Annotated in this window: 21 protein-coding genes and 2 pseudogenes; 13 read left to right on the top strand and 10 right to left on the bottom strand. The window is 67.5% G+C overall.

Annotation, left to right across the window (positions count from 1 at the left end):
- Nucleotides 1-116 precede the first annotated feature (116 nt).
- A complete protein-coding gene (locus ACOOHP_RS21855; protein WP_420468568.1) occupies nt 117-929 on the top strand; it encodes an SDR family oxidoreductase in 813 nt (270 codons plus the stop codon).
- A 177-nt stretch (nt 930-1,106) separates the two neighbouring features.
- Here ACOOHP_RS21855 and ACOOHP_RS21850 read toward each other — a convergent pair whose 3' ends face one another.
- The 6 genes from ACOOHP_RS21850 to argA form a co-directional block, all read right to left on the bottom strand.
- Complete coding sequence (locus ACOOHP_RS21850; protein WP_420468567.1) at nt 1,107-1,679, bottom strand: DNA-3-methyladenine glycosylase I; 573 nt, start codon at nt 1,677-1,679, stop codon at nt 1,107-1,109.
- A 48-nt stretch (nt 1,680-1,727) separates the two neighbouring features.
- On the bottom strand, nt 1,728-1,913 hold the full coding sequence (locus ACOOHP_RS21845; protein ID WP_420468566.1) for a GIY-YIG nuclease family protein: 186 nt from the start codon (nt 1,911-1,913) through the stop codon (nt 1,728-1,730).
- A 219-nt stretch (nt 1,914-2,132) separates the two neighbouring features.
- The gene (locus ACOOHP_RS21840; protein ID WP_420468565.1) at nt 2,133-3,458 is read right to left on the bottom strand and encodes a dihydroorotase; all 1,326 of its coding nucleotides are present in this window, start codon (nt 3,456-3,458) and stop codon (nt 2,133-2,135) included.
- Nucleotides 3,459-3,493: 35 nt separating this feature from the next.
- Complete coding sequence (locus tag ACOOHP_RS21835) at nt 3,494-4,234, bottom strand: 16S rRNA (uracil(1498)-N(3))-methyltransferase (protein ID WP_420468564.1); 741 nt, start codon at nt 4,232-4,234, stop codon at nt 3,494-3,496.
- Nucleotides 4,235-4,240: 6 nt separating this feature from the next.
- The gene (gene bioA / locus ACOOHP_RS21830; protein ID WP_420468563.1) at nt 4,241-5,641 is read right to left on the bottom strand and encodes an adenosylmethionine--8-amino-7-oxononanoate transaminase; all 1,401 of its coding nucleotides are present in this window, start codon (nt 5,639-5,641) and stop codon (nt 4,241-4,243) included.
- A complete protein-coding gene (gene argA, locus ACOOHP_RS21825) occupies nt 5,638-6,963 on the bottom strand; it encodes an amino-acid N-acetyltransferase (protein WP_420468562.1) in 1,326 nt (441 codons plus the stop codon). Before argA ends, bioA begins: the two co-directional genes overlap by 4 nt.
- 171 nt (nt 6,964-7,134) lie before the next feature.
- Here argA and ACOOHP_RS21820 point away from each other — a divergent pair, with 171 nt between their 5' ends.
- From ACOOHP_RS21820 to ACOOHP_RS21795, 6 genes and pseudogenes are all read left to right on the top strand, one after another.
- The gene (locus tag ACOOHP_RS21820; RefSeq protein ID WP_420468561.1) at nt 7,135-7,668 is read left to right on the top strand and encodes a hypothetical protein; all 534 of its coding nucleotides are present in this window, start codon (nt 7,135-7,137) and stop codon (nt 7,666-7,668) included.
- A gap of 45 nt (nt 7,669-7,713) precedes the next feature.
- Entirely contained in the window at nt 7,714-8,952 is a 1,239-nt protein-coding gene (locus ACOOHP_RS21815; protein WP_420468560.1) for an SLC13 family permease, read from the top strand.
- 180 nt (nt 8,953-9,132) lie between these two features.
- Entirely contained in the window at nt 9,133-9,510 is a 378-nt protein-coding gene (locus ACOOHP_RS21810) for a hypothetical protein (RefSeq protein ID WP_420468559.1), read from the top strand.
- Nucleotides 9,511-9,522: 12 nt separating this feature from the next.
- Nucleotides 9,523-9,933 (top strand): annotated as a pseudogene (locus tag ACOOHP_RS21805) (MFS transporter); the annotation flags it as partial.
- An 86-nt stretch (nt 9,934-10,019) separates the two neighbouring features.
- Nucleotides 10,020-10,184 carry a hypothetical protein gene (locus ACOOHP_RS21800; RefSeq protein WP_420468558.1) on the top strand — a complete coding sequence of 55 codons (165 nt, stop codon included), beginning with the start codon at nt 10,020-10,022 and terminating at the stop codon, nt 10,182-10,184.
- A pseudogene (locus ACOOHP_RS21795) lies at nt 10,184-10,612 on the top strand (TA system VapC family ribonuclease toxin). Before ACOOHP_RS21800 ends, ACOOHP_RS21795 begins: the two are co-directional and overlap by 1 nt.
- Nucleotides 10,613-10,641: 29 nt before the next feature.
- Here the strand turns inward: ACOOHP_RS21795 and ACOOHP_RS21790 are convergent.
- Nucleotides 10,642-11,208 carry a Uma2 family endonuclease gene (locus tag ACOOHP_RS21790; protein ID WP_420468557.1) on the bottom strand — a complete coding sequence of 189 codons (567 nt, stop codon included), beginning with the start codon at nt 11,206-11,208 and terminating at the stop codon, nt 10,642-10,644.
- Between the two features lie 26 nt (nt 11,209-11,234).
- On the bottom strand, nt 11,235-11,567 hold the full coding sequence (locus tag ACOOHP_RS21785) for an ATP-binding protein (RefSeq protein ID WP_420468556.1): 333 nt from the start codon (nt 11,565-11,567) through the stop codon (nt 11,235-11,237).
- A gap of 17 nt (nt 11,568-11,584) precedes the next feature.
- Between ACOOHP_RS21785 and ACOOHP_RS21780 the strand changes: the two genes are divergently transcribed.
- A complete protein-coding gene (locus ACOOHP_RS21780; protein WP_420468555.1) occupies nt 11,585-12,049 on the top strand; it encodes a hypothetical protein in 465 nt (154 codons plus the stop codon).
- Between the two features lie 86 nt (nt 12,050-12,135).
- On the opposite strand, the gene ACOOHP_RS21775 is transcribed toward ACOOHP_RS21780, so the two are convergent.
- Nucleotides 12,136-12,651, bottom strand: a complete 516-nt coding sequence (locus ACOOHP_RS21775) for a hypothetical protein (protein ID WP_420468554.1) — start codon at nt 12,649-12,651, stop codon at nt 12,136-12,138.
- A gap of 11 nt (nt 12,652-12,662) precedes the next feature.
- On the bottom strand, nt 12,663-13,616 hold the full coding sequence (locus tag ACOOHP_RS21770; RefSeq protein ID WP_420468553.1) for a peptidoglycan-binding protein: 954 nt from the start codon (nt 13,614-13,616) through the stop codon (nt 12,663-12,665).
- Nucleotides 13,617-13,901: 285 nt separating this feature from the next.
- Between ACOOHP_RS21770 and ACOOHP_RS21765 the strand changes: the two genes are divergently transcribed.
- From ACOOHP_RS21765 to ACOOHP_RS21745, 5 genes are all read left to right on the top strand, one after another.
- On the top strand, nt 13,902-15,110 hold the full coding sequence (locus tag ACOOHP_RS21765; RefSeq protein WP_420468552.1) for an MFS transporter: 1,209 nt from the start codon (nt 13,902-13,904) through the stop codon (nt 15,108-15,110).
- Nucleotides 15,111-15,147: 37 nt separating this feature from the next.
- A complete protein-coding gene (locus tag ACOOHP_RS21760) occupies nt 15,148-15,717 on the top strand; it encodes a UPF0149 family protein (RefSeq protein WP_420468551.1) in 570 nt (189 codons plus the stop codon).
- A gap of 255 nt (nt 15,718-15,972) precedes the next feature.
- Nucleotides 15,973-17,292 carry a Xaa-Pro aminopeptidase gene (gene pepP / locus ACOOHP_RS21755; RefSeq protein WP_420468550.1) on the top strand — a complete coding sequence of 440 codons (1,320 nt, stop codon included), beginning with the start codon at nt 15,973-15,975 and terminating at the stop codon, nt 17,290-17,292.
- A 5-nt stretch (nt 17,293-17,297) separates the two neighbouring features.
- Complete coding sequence (gene ubiH, locus ACOOHP_RS21750) at nt 17,298-18,506, top strand: 2-octaprenyl-6-methoxyphenyl hydroxylase (protein ID WP_420468549.1); 1,209 nt, start codon at nt 17,298-17,300, stop codon at nt 18,504-18,506.
- On the top strand, nt 18,503-19,681 hold the full coding sequence (locus ACOOHP_RS21745) for a UbiH/UbiF/VisC/COQ6 family ubiquinone biosynthesis hydroxylase (RefSeq protein ID WP_420468548.1): 1,179 nt from the start codon (nt 18,503-18,505) through the stop codon (nt 19,679-19,681). Before ubiH ends, ACOOHP_RS21745 begins: the two co-directional genes overlap by 4 nt.
- Nucleotides 19,682-19,692: the final 11 nt, after the last annotated feature.

The following is a 19,692-nucleotide window of genomic DNA, read 5'->3' as shown; positions in this document are numbered from 1 at the left end:
CCGGCCACGTCGACGGCTGGAGTCGGGACCGGACAGGCTGGGGGCGGTGTTCACGCCGTGGTTCGCGCGATAATTGCGGTCTTGATCCTCACTTTTGAACATCACGGGAGCAACGCATGGCCTCAAGCTTCGATTTCACCGGCAAGAACGTGTTTGTCGCTGGCGGCACCAGTGGTATCAATCTGGGGATCGCACATGCCTTCGCAAGGGCCGGTGCCACCGTCAGCGTCGCCTCGCGTTCGCCTGAGAAGGTGACCGCCGCGGTGGAAGCGCTGCAGGCTCATGGCGGCAAGGTCGTCGGTCATGCGCTGGACGTGCGCGAATACGCGGCGGTGGAGCAGGCGTTCAAGGCCACCCAGGCAACCTTCGGCAGTATCGACGTGCTGATCTCCGGTGCTGCGGGCAATTTCCCGGCGCCTGCGCTGGGCATCTCGCCCAACGGTTTCAAGTCGGTGGTGGACATCGACCTCATGGGCACGTTCCACGTGCTGCGCGCCGCGTTTCCCTATCTGACCAAGCCGGGCGCCTGTCTGGTCAACATCTCCGCTCCGCAGGCCTTTCTGCCGATGGAGTTCCAGATGCATGTCTGCGCCGCCAAGGCCGGTGTCGACATGATCACCCGCGTCGCGGCGCTGGAATGGGGCCCGGCCGGCGTGCGGGTGAACTCGGTGGTGCCGGGGCCCATCGACAACACCGAAGGCATGCGCCGCTTGGCGCCGACCCCGGCGGCGAACCAGCTCGCCATCGACAGCGTGCCGCTGAAAACCCTGGGCACGGTCGACAACATCGCCGACGCCTGCCTGTGGCTGGCCAGCCCGATGGCGTCCTACGTCAGTGGCGTGATCCTGCCGGTCGATGGTGGCTGGAGTCTGGGCGGCGCGTCGTCCCTGGGCCGCGGATTGGCCGAGCTGATGAGTGGGAAGAAATAAAAAGTGGCAAAGCGATTCGGACGCAGATTTCGCGGATGAACGCGGATGAAGATCGAGCGCTTGACGCGCACGCTCGACTCGCCGTCAGGGTGTATTGATCCGACCGCCCGGGCTCCAGTTCGTGTCCGCGTTGACCCGCGTCTGGGTCGTTTCTGTGGGCAATCGCCGCCTCCCGCTTCAGCCCTTGAAGCCCGGGTGACGGTGACAGCTCGACAGGTGATCGTTGACCACGCCCATCGCCTGCAGATAAGCGTAGACGATGGTGCTGCCCACGAACTTGAAGCCGCGCTTGAGCAGATCCTTGCTGACGCGGTCAGACAACTCGGTGCGCGGCGGCACCTGCTTGAGGTCGGTCCAATGATTGAGCAGCGGTTCGCCCTCTACCCAGTTCCACAGGTAGCGATCAAAGCTGCCGAATTCCTTCTGCACGGCTAGAAACGCGCGCGCATTGGTGCGCACCGACCACACCTTGAGCCGGTTGCGCACGATGCCCACGTCCTGCAACGCCGATTCCAGCTTCTCGTCCGACCAGCGTGACAGCTTGAGCGCATCAAACTGCGCGAACACGCGACGGTAACCGTCGCGCTTGTTGAGGATGGTGCTCCACGACAGGCCGGCCTGCGCCCCCTCCAGGATCAGGAACTCGAACAGCACGCGGTCGTCGTGCTGCGGCCGGCCCCATTCGTCGTCGTGATAAGCCTTGTAGGCGTCGGAGCCCAGGCACCAGGCGCAGCGGGAGACTTCACTCATTCAACACCTCTGTACCCCTTCAGCATGCCTGTCATTCCGAGCGTGTAGCTATCCCTCGATCTGCTTCTCGCGGGAAGTCGCTTCCTCGATCCGCTCGTTGCTCTCGAAATGGACGAGACGGGTGATCCAATACCGCAACGTGAAAGCGAGCAGGACAAGCTTCTTGCGCTCCAGCACCCTTCTCTGCAGGTCGCTGGTGGCGCCTGCATACGGCGCCGTTGTTCGACTGGCCATGATGCAAGCGCGACATGGTTAGCAACAAAGCTCGGCTGCCGATGCTTACCCTCTCCCGCAAGCGGTAGAGGGTGGCGCAAAGCGCCGGGTGAGGGCCGCTCAGTTTGGCGCTGCGGTGATCGGCGAGGCCCTCACCCCCGGCCCTCTCCCGCTTGCGGGAGAGGGGAGCACTCAGTGCAGCCGGGCTGAGGTGAGTCGCCAATCAAGAAACGCACGACCTCACCCGAACCGCAGCCGCTGCCCTCGCGGCGGTAACACTTGCGTTCCATCCCAGGCCAGTTCGCCGTTGACCCAGGTCGCCGCGATGCGGCCCGGCAGGGTCATTCCTTCCAGCGGCGACCAGCCCACCTTGTAGCGCACGTCTTCGCGCCGCACGGTCTGCGGGGTCTCGTCGATCAGGGTCAGGTCGGCCCAGTAGCCTTCGCGCACATAACCGCGCTCACGCACCCCGAACAGCTCGGCGGGCGCGTGGCAGATCTTGCGCACCAGGGTTTGCAGGTCCAGCTCCTTGCGCCGCACCAGCTCCAGACCCATCAACAGCGCATGCTGCACCAGCGGCAAACCGGATGGCGCCTGGAAGTAATCGCGCGCTTTTTCCTCCAGCGTGTGCGGCGCGTGATCGGTGGCGATGACGTCGATGCGGTCCTCGCGCACGGCCTTGAGCAGGGCCTCGCGATCAGTCGCGGTCTTGATCGCCGGATTGCACTTGATGAGGCTGCCGCGGGTGGCGTAATCGCGCTCGTCGAAGAACAGGTGATGCACGCAGGCTTCGGCGGTGATGCGTTTGCCTTTGATGGGTCCGGGCTCGAAGAAACTCATCTCGCGGGCGGTGGTGAGATGCAGGACGTGCAGACGCGCACCGTGCTTCTTCGCCAGGCCCGTGGCGAGTTCGGTCGAGGCGTAGCAGGCCTCGGCCGAACGGATGCGCGGGTGTTCACTCCACGGCACCCGCTCACCAAATTTCTCGCGCGCCTTCACTTCATTGCGCAGGATGGTGGGGGTGTCTTCGCAATGCGTCACCACCATCAGCTTGCTGCGCGCGAAGATGCCGTTGAGCGTCGCCGGATCGTCCACCAGCATGTTGCCGGTGGAGGCGCCCATGAATACTTTCAGGGCGCAGGCCTCGTCCGGCTGCAGTGCCGCGATCTCTTCGAGATTGTCGTTGGCACCGCCAAAGTAGAACGCGTAATTGGTGTGCAGGCGGCCTTGGGCGTGCGCGTACTTGTCAGCCAGTCGCGCGCGCGTGGTGATGGCCGGCGAGTTGTTGGGCATGTCCATCACCGAGGTGATGCCGCCCGCCACCGCCGCAGCGGATTCGGTGGCGAGGTCGCCCTTGTGGGTCAGGCCCGGCTCCCGGAAATGCACCTGGTCGTCGATCATGCCGGGCAGCAGCAGGCGGCCCTTGGCCTCGTAGACCTCAGCGCCGGCCGGCGCAGCGATCTGCGGCGCGATCTTCTCGATGCGGCCATCCACGACCAGCAGGTCGCCGTGCAGCACGCTGCCCTCGTTGACGATACGGGCGCTGTGGATCAGCAGTTTGGACATGGCGGCGATTCCTGGCGGCGGGTGACGGGTGCCCCTCAGTTTACGGTGCCCGCCAGATCGCCCGCGCGCGCCTGCAATACGGCCAGCGCCACCACCCCCGCGGTTTCGGTGCGCAGGACGCGCGGGCCCAGGCTCACAGCGACCCCACCGGCCTGCACTCCAGCCGCGATCTCGGACGCGCTGAGTCCGCCCTCGGGGCCGATCACCAGACTGATCGGCGCGGCCGGAATCGGGGCCTGCGCCAGCGCCTGCGCGGCGATGGGGTCGAGCAGATAACGTGGACCCTGTGGCGCGGATGCCAGCCAGTCCGCGTAGCGCTGCAGCGGATGCAGCAACGGCACCCGGGTGCGACCGCTCTGCTCGCAGGCGGACACCAGCACGCCGCGCCAGTGATCCCGTTTCTTCGCCTCGCGCTCGCGGTCGAGGCTGACGTTGCAGCGTTCGGTGATGATCGGGGCAATCGCCGCGACACCCATCTCCACCGCCTTCTGCAGGGTCCAGTCCATGCGATCGCCCTTGGAGATGCCTTGCACCAGGGTGATCTGCAAAGGCGACTCGCGGTCCACCTCGTGAAAGTCGCCGATGCTGAGCGTCGCGCTGCGCTTGGCCACCGTATCGAGCTTGGCGTCGTATTCACCGCCACGACCGTCGAACACGATCAGGGCCTCGCCGGCCTGCATGCGCAGCACCAGGACCAGATGTCGAAACGCCGCTTCGGGCAACTCCAGTTGCAGCCCGCTGGACAGCGGCGTGTCCAGAAACACGCGCGTGGCCATACCGACTCAGTCGTCCTGTGTGGCGTAATCGATGGCCTCGCACGCGATCCTGGCCATGGCCTCGACCTCGCGCGGCTCGATGACATAGGGCGGCATGAAATAGAGGATGTCGCCCAGTGGTCGCAGCAGCACGCCGAAGTCCTTGTGCGTCGCCAGCGCGTGCCGATAGGCGCGCAGGCCGCGACGTTCGGCTGCGGGAAAGGCCTCCCGTGTCTGCGGTCGGCGTGCCAGCTCCACCGCCAGGATCAGGCCCTGCTGACGCACTTCCGCCACATAACGATGGCTGCGCAGCGACGCGGTGGCCGACCACAGGAACTGGCCGAGCAGGCGCACGCGCGCCATCCAGTCCTGTTTCTCGAACACGTCCAGAGTCGCCAGCGCCGCACGGCAGGCCAGCGGATTGCCGGTGTAGGAATGCGAATGCAGAAACGCCTTGCCGGCGCGGTATTCGTCGTAGAACGCCTGGTAGATCGCATCCCGGGTCAAGGTCACGGCCAGCGGCAAGGTGCCGCTGGTGATGCCCTTGGACAGGCACATGAAGTCCGGCGTGATGCCGTTGGGGCCGGTTTTCTGCGGCGCCCAATTGCAGGCGAACATTTTCCCGGTACGGCCGAAACCCACCGCGATCTCGTCGGCGATCAGGTGCACGCCATGGCGGTCGCAAGCCTCGCGCAACATGCTCAGATAAATCGGGTGATACATGCGCATGCCACCAGCGCATTGCACCAGGGGCTCCAGAATCACCGCGCAGGCTTCGTGGGCGTGCTGCGCGAGAACGGCTTCCATGTCGGCGAAGCGGCGGCGCGTGTAGTCCTCCCAGGACTCGCCGGCCGGCCGCTCGTAGCAGTCCGGCGATGGCACATGGATGGGCTGCAGCAGCAGCGACGCATAGGTGTCGCGATACAGGCCGGTATGGCCCACTGCGAGCGCGCCCAGCGTTTCGCCGTGATAACCGCCGGTCAGCGCGATATAGCGGGTCTTCTGCGGTTTGCCGACGTTGCGCCAGTAGTGAAAGCTCATCTTGAGCGCCACCTCCACCGCCGCCGAGCCGTTGTCGGCGAAGAAACAGCGGTCCAGCCCCGGCGGGGCAAGCTTCACCAGCCGCTCGGCCAACTCCACCGCCGGCTGATGGGTGAAGCCGGCGAAAATCACGTGGTCCAGCGTGTCGAGCTGATCCTTGAGGCTGGCGACGATGTGGGGATGCCGATGGCCGAAGATGTTGGTCCACCAGGAGCTCACGCCATCCAGGTAACGCCGGCCCTCGTAGTCTTCCAGCCACACGCCCTCGGCCTTGGCGATGGGAATCAGCGGAATATTGGCGGCGTCGCCGCCGGCGTGGTCCTGCATCTGCGTACAGGGATGCCACACATGCGCCAGGCTGCGCGCGGTCCACTCGATGTTGGTCATGTCAGGACCTTGATGAGCACCGCGGAGTTGCGCTGGTAGTTGTAAAGCTGCTGGCGCGGCAACGGCAGATCGTCGATGCGCGCAGGCTTGAAGCCGTGCTCCAAAAACCAGTGCGGTGTGTGCGTGGTCAATGCGAACAGCCGGCCGATCCCCAGCTTTCGGGCGGTTTCCTCCGCGCGTGCTAGCAAGGCCGCGGCACGGCCAGAACGACGGTAGTCGGGATGCACTGCCACGCAGGAGAATTCGGCCATGCCCTGTTCCACGAACGGGAACAGCGCACAGCAGGCCACCACCAATCCATCGCGCACCATGACGTCGAACTGCGCGATCTCCAACTCCAGTTGCTCGCGCGAGCGCGGCACCAGCACGCCGGCGTTCTCCAGCGGCTCGATCAGCGCCAGGATGCCGCCGACGTCCTCGATGCTGGCCTCGCGCACGGCCTCGTAATGCTCGTCGGCGTAGAGCATCAGGCCGATGCCGTCGCGCGTGTAGAGCTCGCGCAGCAGTGCGCCTTCGGCCTGTGCGCCCACCAAGTGCACACGCTTGACCCCGCCGTGACCGGCTTCCAGCGCGGCGGTCAGATAACGCCGGTCCTGCTCGCCGATGCCGTTGGCCGCCGCCAGCAGGCGCTCACCTTCGGCCAGCGACAACTGCCCGGCGTCGCCGGTGTCGTCGGCGAGCTTCCAGGTATCCGGATCGGAGTTGGACACCAGCACCAGCTTGTCCGCGCGCAAGGCCACCGCCATGGCGGTGGCCACGTCGGCCGAGCGCAGGTTGAAGATCTCGCCGGTGGGCGAATAACCGACCGGCGACACCAGCACGATGCGGTCCTGGTCGAGTACGGCGCGCACCGTGTCGACGTCGATGCGCCGCACCTCGCCGGTGTGCTGAAAGTCCACGCCGTTGCGGATGCCGACCGGACGGGCAGTCACCCAGTTGCCGCTCGCCACCTTCAGCCGCGCGCCGCCCATCGGGGTACTGGCCAGCGACGTCGACAGGCGCGCCTCGATGTCCATGCGCAGGCTGCCGACGGCCGCCTTCACGCATTCCAGCGCCGGCAGATCGGTGACCCGGAACTCGCCGCAATAACGAGGGGTAAGCGCGCGTAGCGCCAGTTGCCGGTCGATCTGCGGCCGCGCGCCGTGCACCAGCACCAGCTTCACACCCAGGCTGTGCAGCAGGGCGAGGTCGTAGACAAAGGCCTCGAAGTCGGGCCGATCGGCCACCTCGCCGCCGAACGCCACCACGAACACGCCGCCGTTGTGGGCGTGGACATAGGGCGCAGCAGCGCGCAGGGCGGCGACGAAATCGGCGGGGATCATTCGTCATTATCCGGCGCGCCCGCGACAACTGGAAAGAGCTCGACGCTGCGGGCGCAACTTGAACCGAATCCGAACAGGGTGTTTGCGGCGGGTTAAAGGCCGTCCGCCTATCGTGATTGCCGCGGTCGCTGCCGGGCGATTCCTTCCTTCATCTGCAACCGGAGATTACCCATGAGATCGATGCTCGTCCCCCTGGCGCTGGGCACCGGCCTGGCGCTGTCGTCCACCCTGGTCCTGTCCAAGCCACCGCATGCCACCGAACCGGGTTGGAACGGCCCGGTCTGGCAGCAGCAGGCAGCGCTGCCGCTCGAACTGGTTCAGGCCACGCTGCGCGAACGCGGTTTCGGCCGGGTGCTGGGCATGCAACCCAAGAAGCATCATGTCGAGGTCTACACCACGCGCAACGGCGAGCCCATCGAGGTCAAGCTCACGCTGGACGGCCGCTTCCACGAGTGGGAACTGCCCAAGCACCAGCGCTACGCTGGCGCCTCCGCCGCAACGCCGATCGACGATCCGGTCGCGGTGGCGGCCGAGGCCGGCTACGAAAGCCCGCGCCTGGGCGAGTACAAGCGTCATCATGTGGAAGTGTTCGCCGCCAACGCGCGCGGCGAGAACGTGGAGCTGCACATGGCGCCCAGTGGGCTGATCTACAAGGAAAAGCAGATCCAGAGCTGGTTCGACAGGCCAAGCGGCTGGGGCCGCTAGGCCGCTGGCCACAGGTGCGCACCGGTCTATCCAGAGGGTCCAGAGGTGACAACCAGCATTCTCATCGGCGGCGCTTTCGTGCTGACCTACCTGGGCATGGCGATCGGCCGCCTGCCCGGGCTGCAGGTGGATCGCGCCTGGATCGCCTTTGGCGCCGCCGTGCTGCTGCTGGCCAGCGGTGCGGTGCCCTTGCAGCAGGCCGGTCGGCTGCTGGACTGGGAGGCACTGCTGCTGCTGCTGGGCATGATGGTGGTGTCCGCGCAGTTCGAGTTTTCCGGCGTCTACCAGCGCGCCGGTACCGCGGCGGCGCGCCTGGCGCAACGCCCGCTGCACCTGCTGGCGACGGTGGTGCTGCTGGGTGGCGGCCTGTCCGCGATCCTGGTCAACGACATCGTCGCCTTTGCGCTGACCCCGGTGCTGTTGCTGAGCCTGCGCGCGCAGGGTCGCGATCCGGTGCCCTACCTGCTGGCCCTGGCCTGCGCCTGCAACGCCGGATCGGCAGCGAGCCTGATCGGCAATCCGCAGAACATCCTCATCGGCCAGGCCGGGCGACTGGATTTCTGGGGCTACGTGGCGGCCAGCATCGTGCCGGCGGCGTTGGCGTTGGCGAGCGTGTTCGCCGTCATCGCCTGGCTGTGGCGCGGACATTGGACGCCGGCCGCAGCGCCGACGGATGCCGTAGCGGCGCTTGCGCCCGAGCGCGCACCTGCATGGAAGCCCTGGCTGGCCATCGTTGCGCTGCTGTTGCTGTTCTCCACGCCGCTGCCGCGCGAGCTGTCGGCGCTGCTGGTGGCGGTGCTGGTGATGGCCTCGCGCCGGCAGTCCAGCCGCGAGTATTTGGCGGCGGTGGACTGGAGTCTGCTGCTGCTGTTCGCCGGCCTGTTCGTCGTCACCGGCGCCGCCGGCGAACTGCCCTGGGCGCGCGAGCAGGCGGCCCAGCTCGCCGCCAGTGGACAGCTTCCGCAGGGCGCGCTGAGCCTGGCCGGCGTGGCGCTGCTGGGCAGCAATCTGATCGGCAACGTGCCCTTCGTCATGTTGCTGCTGCAGGTGTGGCCGCAAGTGCCCGCTCAGGCCCTGGTCGCACTGGCGCTGCTGTCCACCCTGGCCGGCAACCTGCTGATCGTGGGCAGCGTGGTGAATCTGATCGTGGCCGAAAGCGCGCGTCGGCACGGGCTGGCGCTAGGCTTCATGCAGTTCGCCCGCGTCGGCATTCCGGTGACCCTGCTGTCGATGAGTCTGGCGGTGGGCTGGCTGGTGGTCAGCGGCACGTTGCCGCTGCGCTGACCGGCCTTGGTAGCGGCCGTCGCCGGGACACGACGGTTTCCTTGATTCACTTCGGCGTTCCGCGGCTTCGCCCCGCAGCACCCGCAACGCCATCCTGATTCGGATCGACTGCCAGGAGCACCGCCCTCAGCCCCCGGAGCCGTCGCGGCCTGGACTGGATGAACTTCCATCGCCGGCGCGGTGGGGCACTTCATCGCCCGCGAGTACATCTTCTGGGTGGTGGGCCTGTGGAGCCTGTTGTCGATTGCCTCGGAGATGATGATCCGCACCAGCGAGGTCGATCCGGTCATCGCCCGTGGCGCGCAGCGCGACGAACGCGGCAGCATGAAGATCGGACCGATGCTCGATGTGCTCAAGGACCGCCGCGTGGCGGTGTTCGCGCTGACCGTGCTGCTGTTCCATTTCGGCAACGTCGCGATGCTGCCGCTGGTCGGCCAGGAACTCACCGCCAACGCCGACGGCCAAGGCGCCTCGCTGTGGATGAGCGCCTGCATCATCCTGGCGCAACTGGTGATGATTCCGGTCGCAATGTTCGCCGGCCCCTATGCCGACCTGTGAGGCCGCAAGCCGAACTTCCTGATCGGCCTGGCTGCGCTGCCGATCCGCGGCCTGCTTTACACCGTCAGCGACGAGCCGGCAAGGCTGCTGGCGGTGCAGGCGCTGGACGGCATCGGCGCCGGCATCTTCAGGGTGACGTGGGTGCTGATCGTGGCCGATCTCACCCGCGGAACCGGCCGCTACGGCGTCACCCTGGGGCTGATCAACGCCGCGCACATGGTGGGTTTTTTTCTCAGCCAGACCATGGCAGGCATGGTGGTCGATCATTTCGACAGCTACGCCGCCGGGTTTACCTGGCTGACGGTCATCGCCGCCAGCGCGCTGCTGCTGTTTGCGGTGGCCATGCCGGAGACGCGCGAGGCCAGCCTCTACGACGCCGCAGATCGGGCCGGGCCGGGCCCGCGTCCCGCCATCGGGTCCTGAGCCCAGCGATACGTCATGCAAAAATGGGTCGCTCTTGCCCTCCGCCAAGCCCAGCCAAGGCCATGGCGCGGCAGGAGAAACGTACCTTGGGCGAGGTCTTGTCGCGCCTGCTGCGTCAGGCGCTGACGCAACCCGCACCCGCCGGCATCGCCGAACCGGCCGCGCGGTACGGATTCCGGCCGCTGTCGGCGCGCGGCAAGCTGGTGACCAACGAGGCCATCGACCGGCTACGGGAAGACGAAGGCATCTGATGCGGGCATTGCTGGACGTCAACGTCCTGATCGCCTTGCTCGACGCGGCGCATGTCCATCACGGTCTGGCGCGGCGCTGGTTTGCGAGCCATGTCGAACAGGGCTGGGCATCGTGTCCGCTGACCCAGAACGGCTGCGTGCGAATCCTGTCGCAGCCGCGCTATCCCAACGCGGTGCCGGTGGCGGAGGCCGCGCTGCGTCTGGGTGAGGCGTTGGCGCATCCTTCGCACACGTTCTGAGCGGACGACCTGAGTCTGTTCGAACCCGGCCTGATCGACTGGACCCGCGTGCTGTTGCCGGCCCACCTCACCGATGCCTACCTGCTGGCCCTGGCCGTGCGTCACGACGCGCGCCTGGTGAGCTTCGATCGCCCCGTACCGGTGGCCGCGGTGAGGGGCGCGGGCGGCGAGCACTGGGTGCGCCTGTAACGGCCGGAAACGCTGCGGTTCCGCCACGCTCAGGCGCGGTCGTCGAAACGCAAGCCGGCGTAGATCTCCTGCAACGGCACCGAGCATCCCAGGCAGGTGCTATCGAACGCCTCTTCAGGATTCAGCGGCTCGCAGGTCCAGCCACCGTCGCCAAGCCGGTAGACCTCCACCGCGATCCTCCGGCTGTCTACCAGCAGGTATTCGCGCAGCGAGGGCAGCAGGCGGTAGTTCTGCCATTTCTCGCCGCGATCGGCACGCTCGGTGGAGTCGGACAGCACCTCCACCAGCAGGCACGGTGCGCGCGAGTAATACTCGTGATCGTCGGCGGGATCGCAGCCGACCAAAATGTCCGGGTAGTAGAAGATGTCGGCGGCGTCGATGCGCACTTTCATGTCGGCGACGTACACGCGGCAGGCTCCGCCACGGGCCGCGCGATGTAGGGCGCTGCCCAGGTTCACGACGATCTCGCCGTGACGGCGACCTGCCCCAGCTATGGCGAACACCTGCCCGGCCACGTACTCGTGCCGCAACTCGGAGCGCAGCTCTCCATCCAGGTATTCGTGGGCGGACAGTAGGGGAAGTCGTGCCGGTCGCATGCGCGAAAGTATATCCCCGGCCTGCGTCAGCGCAGCGGCAGTCGCAGTTGGGCGGACAGTCCGCCCAGGCTGGATCGCGCCAGTCGCAGTTCGCCACCGTAGAGCCGCGCCAGTTCATGGACGACGGACAGACCCAGGCCGTGGCCGGGCGTGGATTCGTCCAGCCGCTCGCCGCGCAGCAGCGCGCGCAGTCGTCCCCTGCCATGCCGGGGCCGCGGGCGCGGCCGACAGCAGTTCCAGCGCACGCGGATCGCCGGGCGCGCTGAAGCGGCGCACGCAGGCGTAGGGCGCGCCACCACCGGCTCGGGATCGCGCATGAGATGGGTGAGCACCTGCGCTTCAAAAGCGGTGAGTCTCACCGGCGAGCGGCCTGCGCGTGCAAGGCGAGATCCGCGAACGCTACGGCGATGCTTTCATCCTGGAAGACGCCAGCGGCCGCGTGCTGGTGGACGCCGGCCGCCTGCAGGCGCCTCAGCGACCGCTGCAGGAGGGTGAGCGCGTCAGCGTGATCGGCGAACTTCAGCGTGGCCGTTTCGAGGCGCGCATGCTGATCCGTGCCGACGGCGAGGTACTGGAAACCGCGTCAGGGCGGGACCGACGGTCGGTGCCGCCGGGCGGTCGCGTGATCGATCCGGCTGGCCCTGCCGATGCCGATGCGCCCACCACCCTGCCGCCGCAGTCGCTGACGCAAGCGCTCGGCTACCGCGGCATGGAACAGGTCAAGCTGCATGATCGCCATTACGAGATTCACACCCGCAATCCCTGGGGCGAGCCGGTGGAAGTGCACCTGGATTTCAGCGGCGAGGTCTACAGGGAAAAGCGGCGGCGCGATCCACGCTGATGCCGGCTCCCGCTCGCGGGATCGGGCGTCCGAACGACGCGCGGCGAAGCGCACCACCGCATCATCTACCGTCTTGGAAAGCATCCTCAGCGCAGCTCCGCGGCGGTGTCGATGCGGTTGCAGCACCCCTGCCAGACCGGGGCATCCGGACGCGCCACGGTGACGCCGTACGCGTAGCGAAAATCGGACATGCCATCGCTGCATTGGCCGCTGTGCGTCAGGCTCATTTGCGCGAACGGCTGCCCATCAGGCCTCATCAGAGCCAGCGCGTACCGCTGCGTAGCGTCGTTGGCGACCACCAGATCGTCTGCGGCCAGGACGTCGTCGACCTCGCAGTCGTCGGCACAGACTGCGCTGCCGTCGGCAGCGATGTCGATGCGCCAGTAGGGTTCGGTCCCGATACAGCGCAGGGGTGCGATGGCTTCGAGGCCGGACACGGCAGCCGGGGCGACGTCTGAGTCCGGTGTCTGAGCTTGCGGCTGCAGCGCAGGCCCGGCGCCGGACACCGATGCATCGCGTTCCGGCTTACCGCAGGCGCCCAGCAGCGCGCCGAAAAGGACCAGCGCGGCCAGCAAGGATGATCCGCGGGCAGGCATGAACATAGGCGAAAGTCTCACTTGAAGAAGGCGGCGCGAGTCATGGCGCCGGCCACACCATCGGCGACCAGACCCTTGCGACGCTGGAAGCTCACCACACCGCCGCCGGTATCCACGTCGAACCTGCCGTTTTCGCTCACCACGATCTGGTGCAGTCCCAGCAATCGCTGCAGGGCACGCACATCCTCGCCCTGGGTGCCGAGCTTGAGCAGTCGCGCCCGGTTGCCGCCCGCGCTCAGGGCGGTGCGGGTCTGCGGCCCGACCTGGCCGTCGACGTCGATGCCGGCCAGACGCTGGAAACTGAGCACCGCCTCGAAGGTGGCCTGGTCGAACAGGTCGGTCTGTGCATTCACGGCGATTCCATTCCACCGCAGCAGGTTCTTGACCACCAGCACCGGCGGGCCGCGGTCCAGCATCCGGGTGGCGCCGGTGGTGGCTCTGGCCGAGCCCGCACCGGCGGCCGGCGGCGGTGTCGACAGCGGCGGCGTGATCGTGGTGCTGCCGGTCATGTAGCCGTTGGCGTTCAGACCCAGCACCGATCTGTAGTGATAGACCGGACAGGTCTTGGTGGACACCTCACAATGGCCGCGAAAGCGAATCTGGCTGGGACTGTAGGCGTCGCGGATGGCGGTGCACAGCTTGATCACCGTGGTGTACTGCTCGGCGGTGAAACTGGCCTCGGCCAGGCCGTGGCAGCAGATCGCGATCGAGCCGGTGTTGTGCGGCGCCTGCGCGATCGGGATGCTCTCCAGCGCGCGGCCGGCCTGGACGTTGCCATTCTTGTTGATGAAGTAGTGGTAACCGATATCGCCGAAATTGCGTTCCAGATGCCAGGCCTTGATCACCGACACGTCGTCGTGGCTGGCCACATCCGAGGCCGAACAATGCAGGTAGACCGTGTGGACGCTGCGCGTCGGTCGGGTGAATGCGATGTCCTGCCCATAGCTCCAGAGCGGGGCGGTGGTGACCATGGTCGATGCTCCTTCGTCGGGTATCGCGGTCCGGGCGGCACGCGAAACTGAACCGGTCGTCGCAGGTGGACACGGGGCAGTCATGGCTTGAACGCAGCAGCCCGCGGAATCGGTATGCACACCGCATCACCGCCGCCGGCGACGCCGGCTGAGACGATCCCGCCGACCTCGGACCGACTCGGGTAGTCTTCGGCCATGCCAGGACACGCTCACCCGCTAACGCCGCAACGATCCTCCCCAGGGCTGACGGCAACGGCGCCCGCGCCGATCAAAGCCTGAGGCCCGATGTCGGCAGCTGCTGCAGCCCAATTCGACCGCCACGGCCTGATCGTGCTGGCGCTCGCCACGTTCATGAGCATGGCGGCCATGCGTGCCTGCGACCCGTTGCTGCCGATGCTGGCGCAGACGTTCGCGGCCAGCACCGGCGATGCCGCGCGCACCATCTCGGCCTACGCGGTGGCCTACGGCCTGCTGCAGCTGGTCTACGGGCCGCTGGCGGACCGCTACGGAAAATTTCGCGTCATCGCGTTCGGCGTTGCCGCCTGTGTGGCCACCAACGTCATGGCTGCGGTCTCCGACAGCCTCGGCGCACTGGTGTGGGCACGCACCCTGTCGGGCGCCGCCGCCGCCGGCATCATTCCGATGACGCTGGCCTGGGTGGGCGACGCGGTGAGCTACGAGCGGCGCCAGGAAATTCTGGCGCACATCATGACCGCCACCCTGCTCGGCACCGCGTTCGGCCAGTGGGCCTCGGGTCTGTTGGCGGAGTCGCTGGGCTGGCGCTGGGCCTTCGCGATGATTGCCGCGATGTTCCTCGTGGTCGCCGCCTGCATGCTGCCGATGACGCCGGCACGCGGTCCGCTGGCGCGGCCTGCAGGAACGCCCGGCTTTGCCCGCGGCGTCGCCAGCGTGCTGTCGGTGCCCTGGGCGCGCGCCATTCTGGCCATCACGTTGCTGCAAGGCGCGTTCGCGTTTACCGCGATGGCGTTCATTCCGTCCTATCTGCACGACCGCTTTGGTTTGTCGTTGAACTGGGCGGCGGCGATCGTCGCCTTGTTCGCTCTCAGCGGATTGGCCTACACCGCGAGCGCGCGCTGGCTGATCGCGCGCCTGGGTGAAGCGGGGCTGGCGTCGGGCGGCGCCAGCCTGCTCGGGCTGGCTTATCTGGCGATCGCGTTTGCCCCGCACTGGGGCTGGACGGCACCGGCCTGTGCGGTGGCGGGGCTCGGCTTCGTGATGCTGCATTCCACTTTGCAGACCCACGCCACCCAGATGGCGCCGGCACTGCGCGGCACTGCAGTGTCGCTGTTCGGCGCCTGCCTGTTCCTCGGCCAATCGCTGGGCGTGCTGGGCGCGGCGCTGCTGGTGGATCGCGTCGGCTTTCAGACTGTGTTTGTGGTTTCCGGCGCGACCATCGTGCTGATGGGTTGGGGCTTTGCGCGTGCCTTGCGCCGACGCGCAGCCCGTGCGGCGACCTCGACCGTGACAGTCTGAAACGCCTGCCGCAGAGCGCGGCCCTATACTTGTTCGCATGACCGAAGCGCCCGATTACCAGGAACTGGCCGACCTGCTGCGTCCCCTGGGCTATACCGAAATTCCCTCCAACTTTCACGGCGTGCTGTGCGGTGCGCTGTGTGTGATCGAGCCCGAGCGCCTGAGCGTGGAAAGCCTGCTGGCGGAGGCTGCCGAAGGCCTGGAAAAACTGGGCGCCGAGGATCACGCCCGACTGGCGCGACTGCGCGACGAGACCAGCGACGATTTGCAATCCACCGACATGAGCTTCGAGCCCCTGCTGCCGGACGATGCCATGCCGCTGAGCCTGCGCGTGGACGCCCTCGCCGCCTGGTGCGGCGGTTTTCTGTACGGCCTGTCCAGCCGTCGTCAGCTCGACCTGCGCGGTCTGACCGACGAGGCGCGCGAGACCCTGCGCGATTTTTCCGAGTTCACCCAGGCCGGATTCGATGCCAGTGGCGACGCCGAGACCGAGGAAAACGCCTACAGCGAATTGGTCGAATACGTGCGCGTCGGCGCGCAGTTGCTGTTCCTGGAAATGCGGCCGCGCCCGCCCGCCGCAGACGAGCCCTCGGACACGGTGCACTGAGCCTGCCCGCATTTCTCACAGGTTGCCGGAGAATCCCATGCCATTCCCATTCTCACGACGCTCCTCGTGTTTGCTTCGGAAACAGACCGTCGGAAGATTCTCCGGCTGGATCGGCGCTGGCCTGTCTGCGGCGCGCAGGGCTTGGGGTTCACTCAACCGATGGAGCTACCATCGGTTTCGCTCCGCCCCGGCGCCCTGCACGTCCTCGACGTACGACCATCGCTCGATCCCCCTGTGAGAAATGCGGGCCAACCCATGAAACTCAAACCCGCTCAACGTCAGGAACACGCCGCGCGCCGCGCCGAACTGATGCGCCGTATCGGCCGCAATGCGGTGGTGATCGTGCCGGCCGCGCACGAGGTGATCCGCGCGCGCGACACCCACTACCGCTTTCGCCAGAACAGCGACTTCGCCTACCTCACCGGGTTTCCGGAGCCGGAGGCGATTGCGGTAATCGCGCCCGGCTGCGGCGAGGGCGAATACACCCTGTTCGTGCAGCCCAAGGACAAGGAGCGCGAAATCTGGGATGGCCGCCGCGCCGGCCCGGCTGGCGCGCGCAAGGATTTCGGCGCCGACCAGGCCTGGAACCTGGACGAGTTCGACACCCGCCTGCCGCAGTTGCTGGCCGGCCGCGAGGTCCTGCACTACACCCTGGGCGAGTTCCCCAGTCTGGACGGCCGCATCGCCTCCCTGCTGCGCCACCTGCGCGAAGTGTCGCGGCGCGGTGCCGCGGCGCCGACCACGGTGGTGGCCTTGGAAACCACGCTGCACGAGATGCGCCTGTTCAAGCGTCCAGCGGAGATCGAGCTGATGCGCCGCGCCGGTCAGGTGTCGGCCCAGGCCCACGTGCGCGCCATGCGTGCGACGCGGCCAGGCAAGTTCGAGTGGCAGATCGCGGCCGAAATCCATGCCGAGTTCGAGGCGCACGACATGCAGCCCGGATATGGCTCCATCGTCGGCGGCGGCGACAATGCCTGCATCCTGCATTACGTGGAAAACGACGCCAAGCTCAAGCAGGGCGATCTGCTGCTGATCGACGCCGGTGGCGAGCTGTCTGGCTACACCGCCGACATCACCCGCACCTTTCCCGTTGGCGGCAAGTTCAGCGCCGAACAAAAGGCCGTCTACGAGGTGGTGCTGGAAGCGCAGAAAGCGGCGCTGCGACAGATGCGCCCCGGCGTGTCGGCCGGAAAGCCGCACGAAGCCGCCACCCGCACGCTCACCGAGGGCATGGTCGACCTGGGGCTACTGAAAGGATCGGTCGACAAACTCATCGCGCAAGACAAGCATCGCCAGTTCTACATGCACGGCACCGGCCACTGGCTGGGCATGGACGTTCACGACGTTGGCCGCTACAAGCTGCAGGGCCGCTACCGTCCGTTCGAGCCCGGCATGGTGATGACGGTGGAGCCGGGCCTGTACATCGCACCGGGCAGCAAGGGCGTGAACAAGAAATTCTGGGGCATCGGCATCCGCATCGAAGACGACGTGCTCATCACCAAGACTGGCCACGAAATCCTGACCAGCGACGTGCCCAAGTCGGTGCGTGAAATCGAAAGCCTGATGGCCGGTTGACCGCGATGCCGGCCGCGGATTTCGACGTCGTCATCGTCGGCGGCGGACTGGTCGGCTGCAGCTTGGCGATGGCGCTGGCGGCGCAGGGCCGTCGAGTGGGTCTGATCGAAACCCAGATGCCGCGCGCAATGCCGCCCGGCTGGGACGAACGCTGCATCGCGCTCAACGCCGCATCAATACAAATCCTGGAGCGCTATGGCGTGTGGGAGGCGCTGGCAGCGCAGGCCTCGCCCATCACCGCCACCCACATCTCCGAACGTGGCCGCTTCGGCGCCACCCGCTTCACCGCGGCCGAGGCCGGCCTGCCGGCGCTGGGCTACAACACGCCGCTACGCGCAATCAATCAGGTGCTGTGGGCGCGCATGGAGCAGACCGGCGTCGCCGTGTTCTGCCCGGCCTCGCTGCAGCGCTTCGAGCTCGATCAGTCCGGTGTGCAGATCGCTCTGGACACGCCGGAGCATCCGCCATTGCACACGCAGTTGCTGGTGGCGGCCGACGGCGCGCGTTCGGCGGTGCGCAAGCAGCTCGGCCTGTCGGCTCGGACCCACGACTACGGGCAGTCCGCCATCGTCACCGCGATACGGCCGCAGTATCCGCATGACGGCGTCGCCTACGAACGCTTCCTGCCCGGTGGTCCGCTGGCGATCTTGCCCAAGCCGGACGATGATCAAGGCCACGCCTGCTCGCTGGTGTGGACCGTGCCCTCCTCCGAGCTGCCGGACTGGATGGGGCTGGACGACGCCGCCTTCCTGGCGCGCGCGCAGGATCGTTTCGGCGAGCGCCTGGGCCGCCTGCTGGCGCTGGGTCAGCGTCACAGCTATCCGCTGCAACGGGTGATGAGTGATGCGCTGACCGCACCACGCACGGTGTTGGTCGGCAACGCCGCGCAGAGCCTGCATCCGGTGGCGGCACAGGGCTTCAACCTGGGTCTGCGCGACGTCGCGGCGCTGGCCGAAGTGCTGCGCGGCGCGGCCGACGCCGGTCACGCATCGCTGCTGTCGGATTACGCGGCACGACGCCGCCAGGATCGCCAGCGCGCCTCCGATTTCACCGACCGCCTGGTGCGTCTGTTCTCCAACACCGTGCCGGGCTTGCGCCAGTTGCGCCACCTCGGCCTGCTGGCGCTGGAGCTGGACACTCCGGCGCGGCAGGCGATCCTGCAGCAGAACCTGGGTCTGGCGACCGCATTGCCGGAAGACCTGTTCCGGTCATGAGCGCGAACCCGGCAGGCTGCGACGTTGCGGTGATCGGCGGCGGCATCACCGGCCTGGCAATGGCCGTGGCGCTGCACCAGCAGGGCTTCGCCGTGCAACTGATCGAGCGCGCGGATCGCGCGCCGCGTCACGACCCTGGCGGATACGATCCTCGCGTCTACGCCCTTTCGCTGGCCTCCGCCGGATTCCTGCAGGAACTGAACGTGTGGGAAGCCATCTGCGCCACCCGCGCGGCGCCGATGCCGCGCATGCAGGTGTGGGACCGAAACCCCGCAACCGGGCTGAACTTCGAGGCCTCCGGTCTCCGCCATGGCGTGCTGGGCTGGATCGTCGAGCACAGCCTGATCGCGCAGTGCCTGTGGCAAACCCTGCCGGCCGAATGCCTGCGCAGTGGTGCGGAAGCCAGCGACATCGCCTTCCACGACGACACGGTCAGGCTGCGACTGTCGGACGGCAGCGTGCTGACCGCTGCGCTGGCCATCGGTGCCGAAGGCGCCCAATCCGGCCTGCGCGACGCCGCCGGCATCGACACCCTGGGCTGGCACTACCAATCCAGCGCGGTGGTCTGTCACCTGCGCAGCGGCACGCCGCACCAGGGCCAAGCCTTGCAGCGCTTTCTGCCGTCGGGGCCGGTGGCCCTGCTGCCGCTGGCCGACGGTCGCCGCTCGCTGGTCTGGTCCACTACCGACGCCGACGCAGAGGCCTTGCTGGCGCTGGACGACGACGCCTTCTGCGCCCACCTCTGCGAAGCGATGCAGAACGCGGCCGGCGCATTGAGCCAACCCACGCCCCGACTGCGCTTCGCCCTGCGCCTGATGCACGCCCGCGACTACGTGGCGCCGCGCTGCGCGCTGATCGGCGACAGCGCCCACCTGATCCATCCCATGGCCGGCCAGGGCCTGAATCTGGGCCTGGCCGATGCCGAACAACTGGCCCGCGAGCTGACCAGCGCGAGGGCGGCCGGTCGCGACTGGAGCGCGCTGCGCACGCTCAAGCGCTACGAGCGCGCACGCCAGGCGCACAACCTGGAAATGCTGGCGGTGACCGATGCGCTGGATCGCGCCTACCGCCTGGACCTGCCCGGCTGGCAACGCCTGCTGAGCCTGGGCCTGGGTGCGGTGGAGCGCGCGCCGCTGGTCAAGCAGGTACTGGCCGGACGGGCGGCGCAGTCCTGACATCGCCGGCC

It is taken from the genome of Panacagrimonas sp. (assembly GCF_965216805.1).
Lineage (GTDB): Bacteria > Pseudomonadota > Gammaproteobacteria > Nevskiales > Nevskiaceae > Panacagrimonas.
This window is presented reverse-complemented; position numbering and strand designations above follow the sequence as displayed.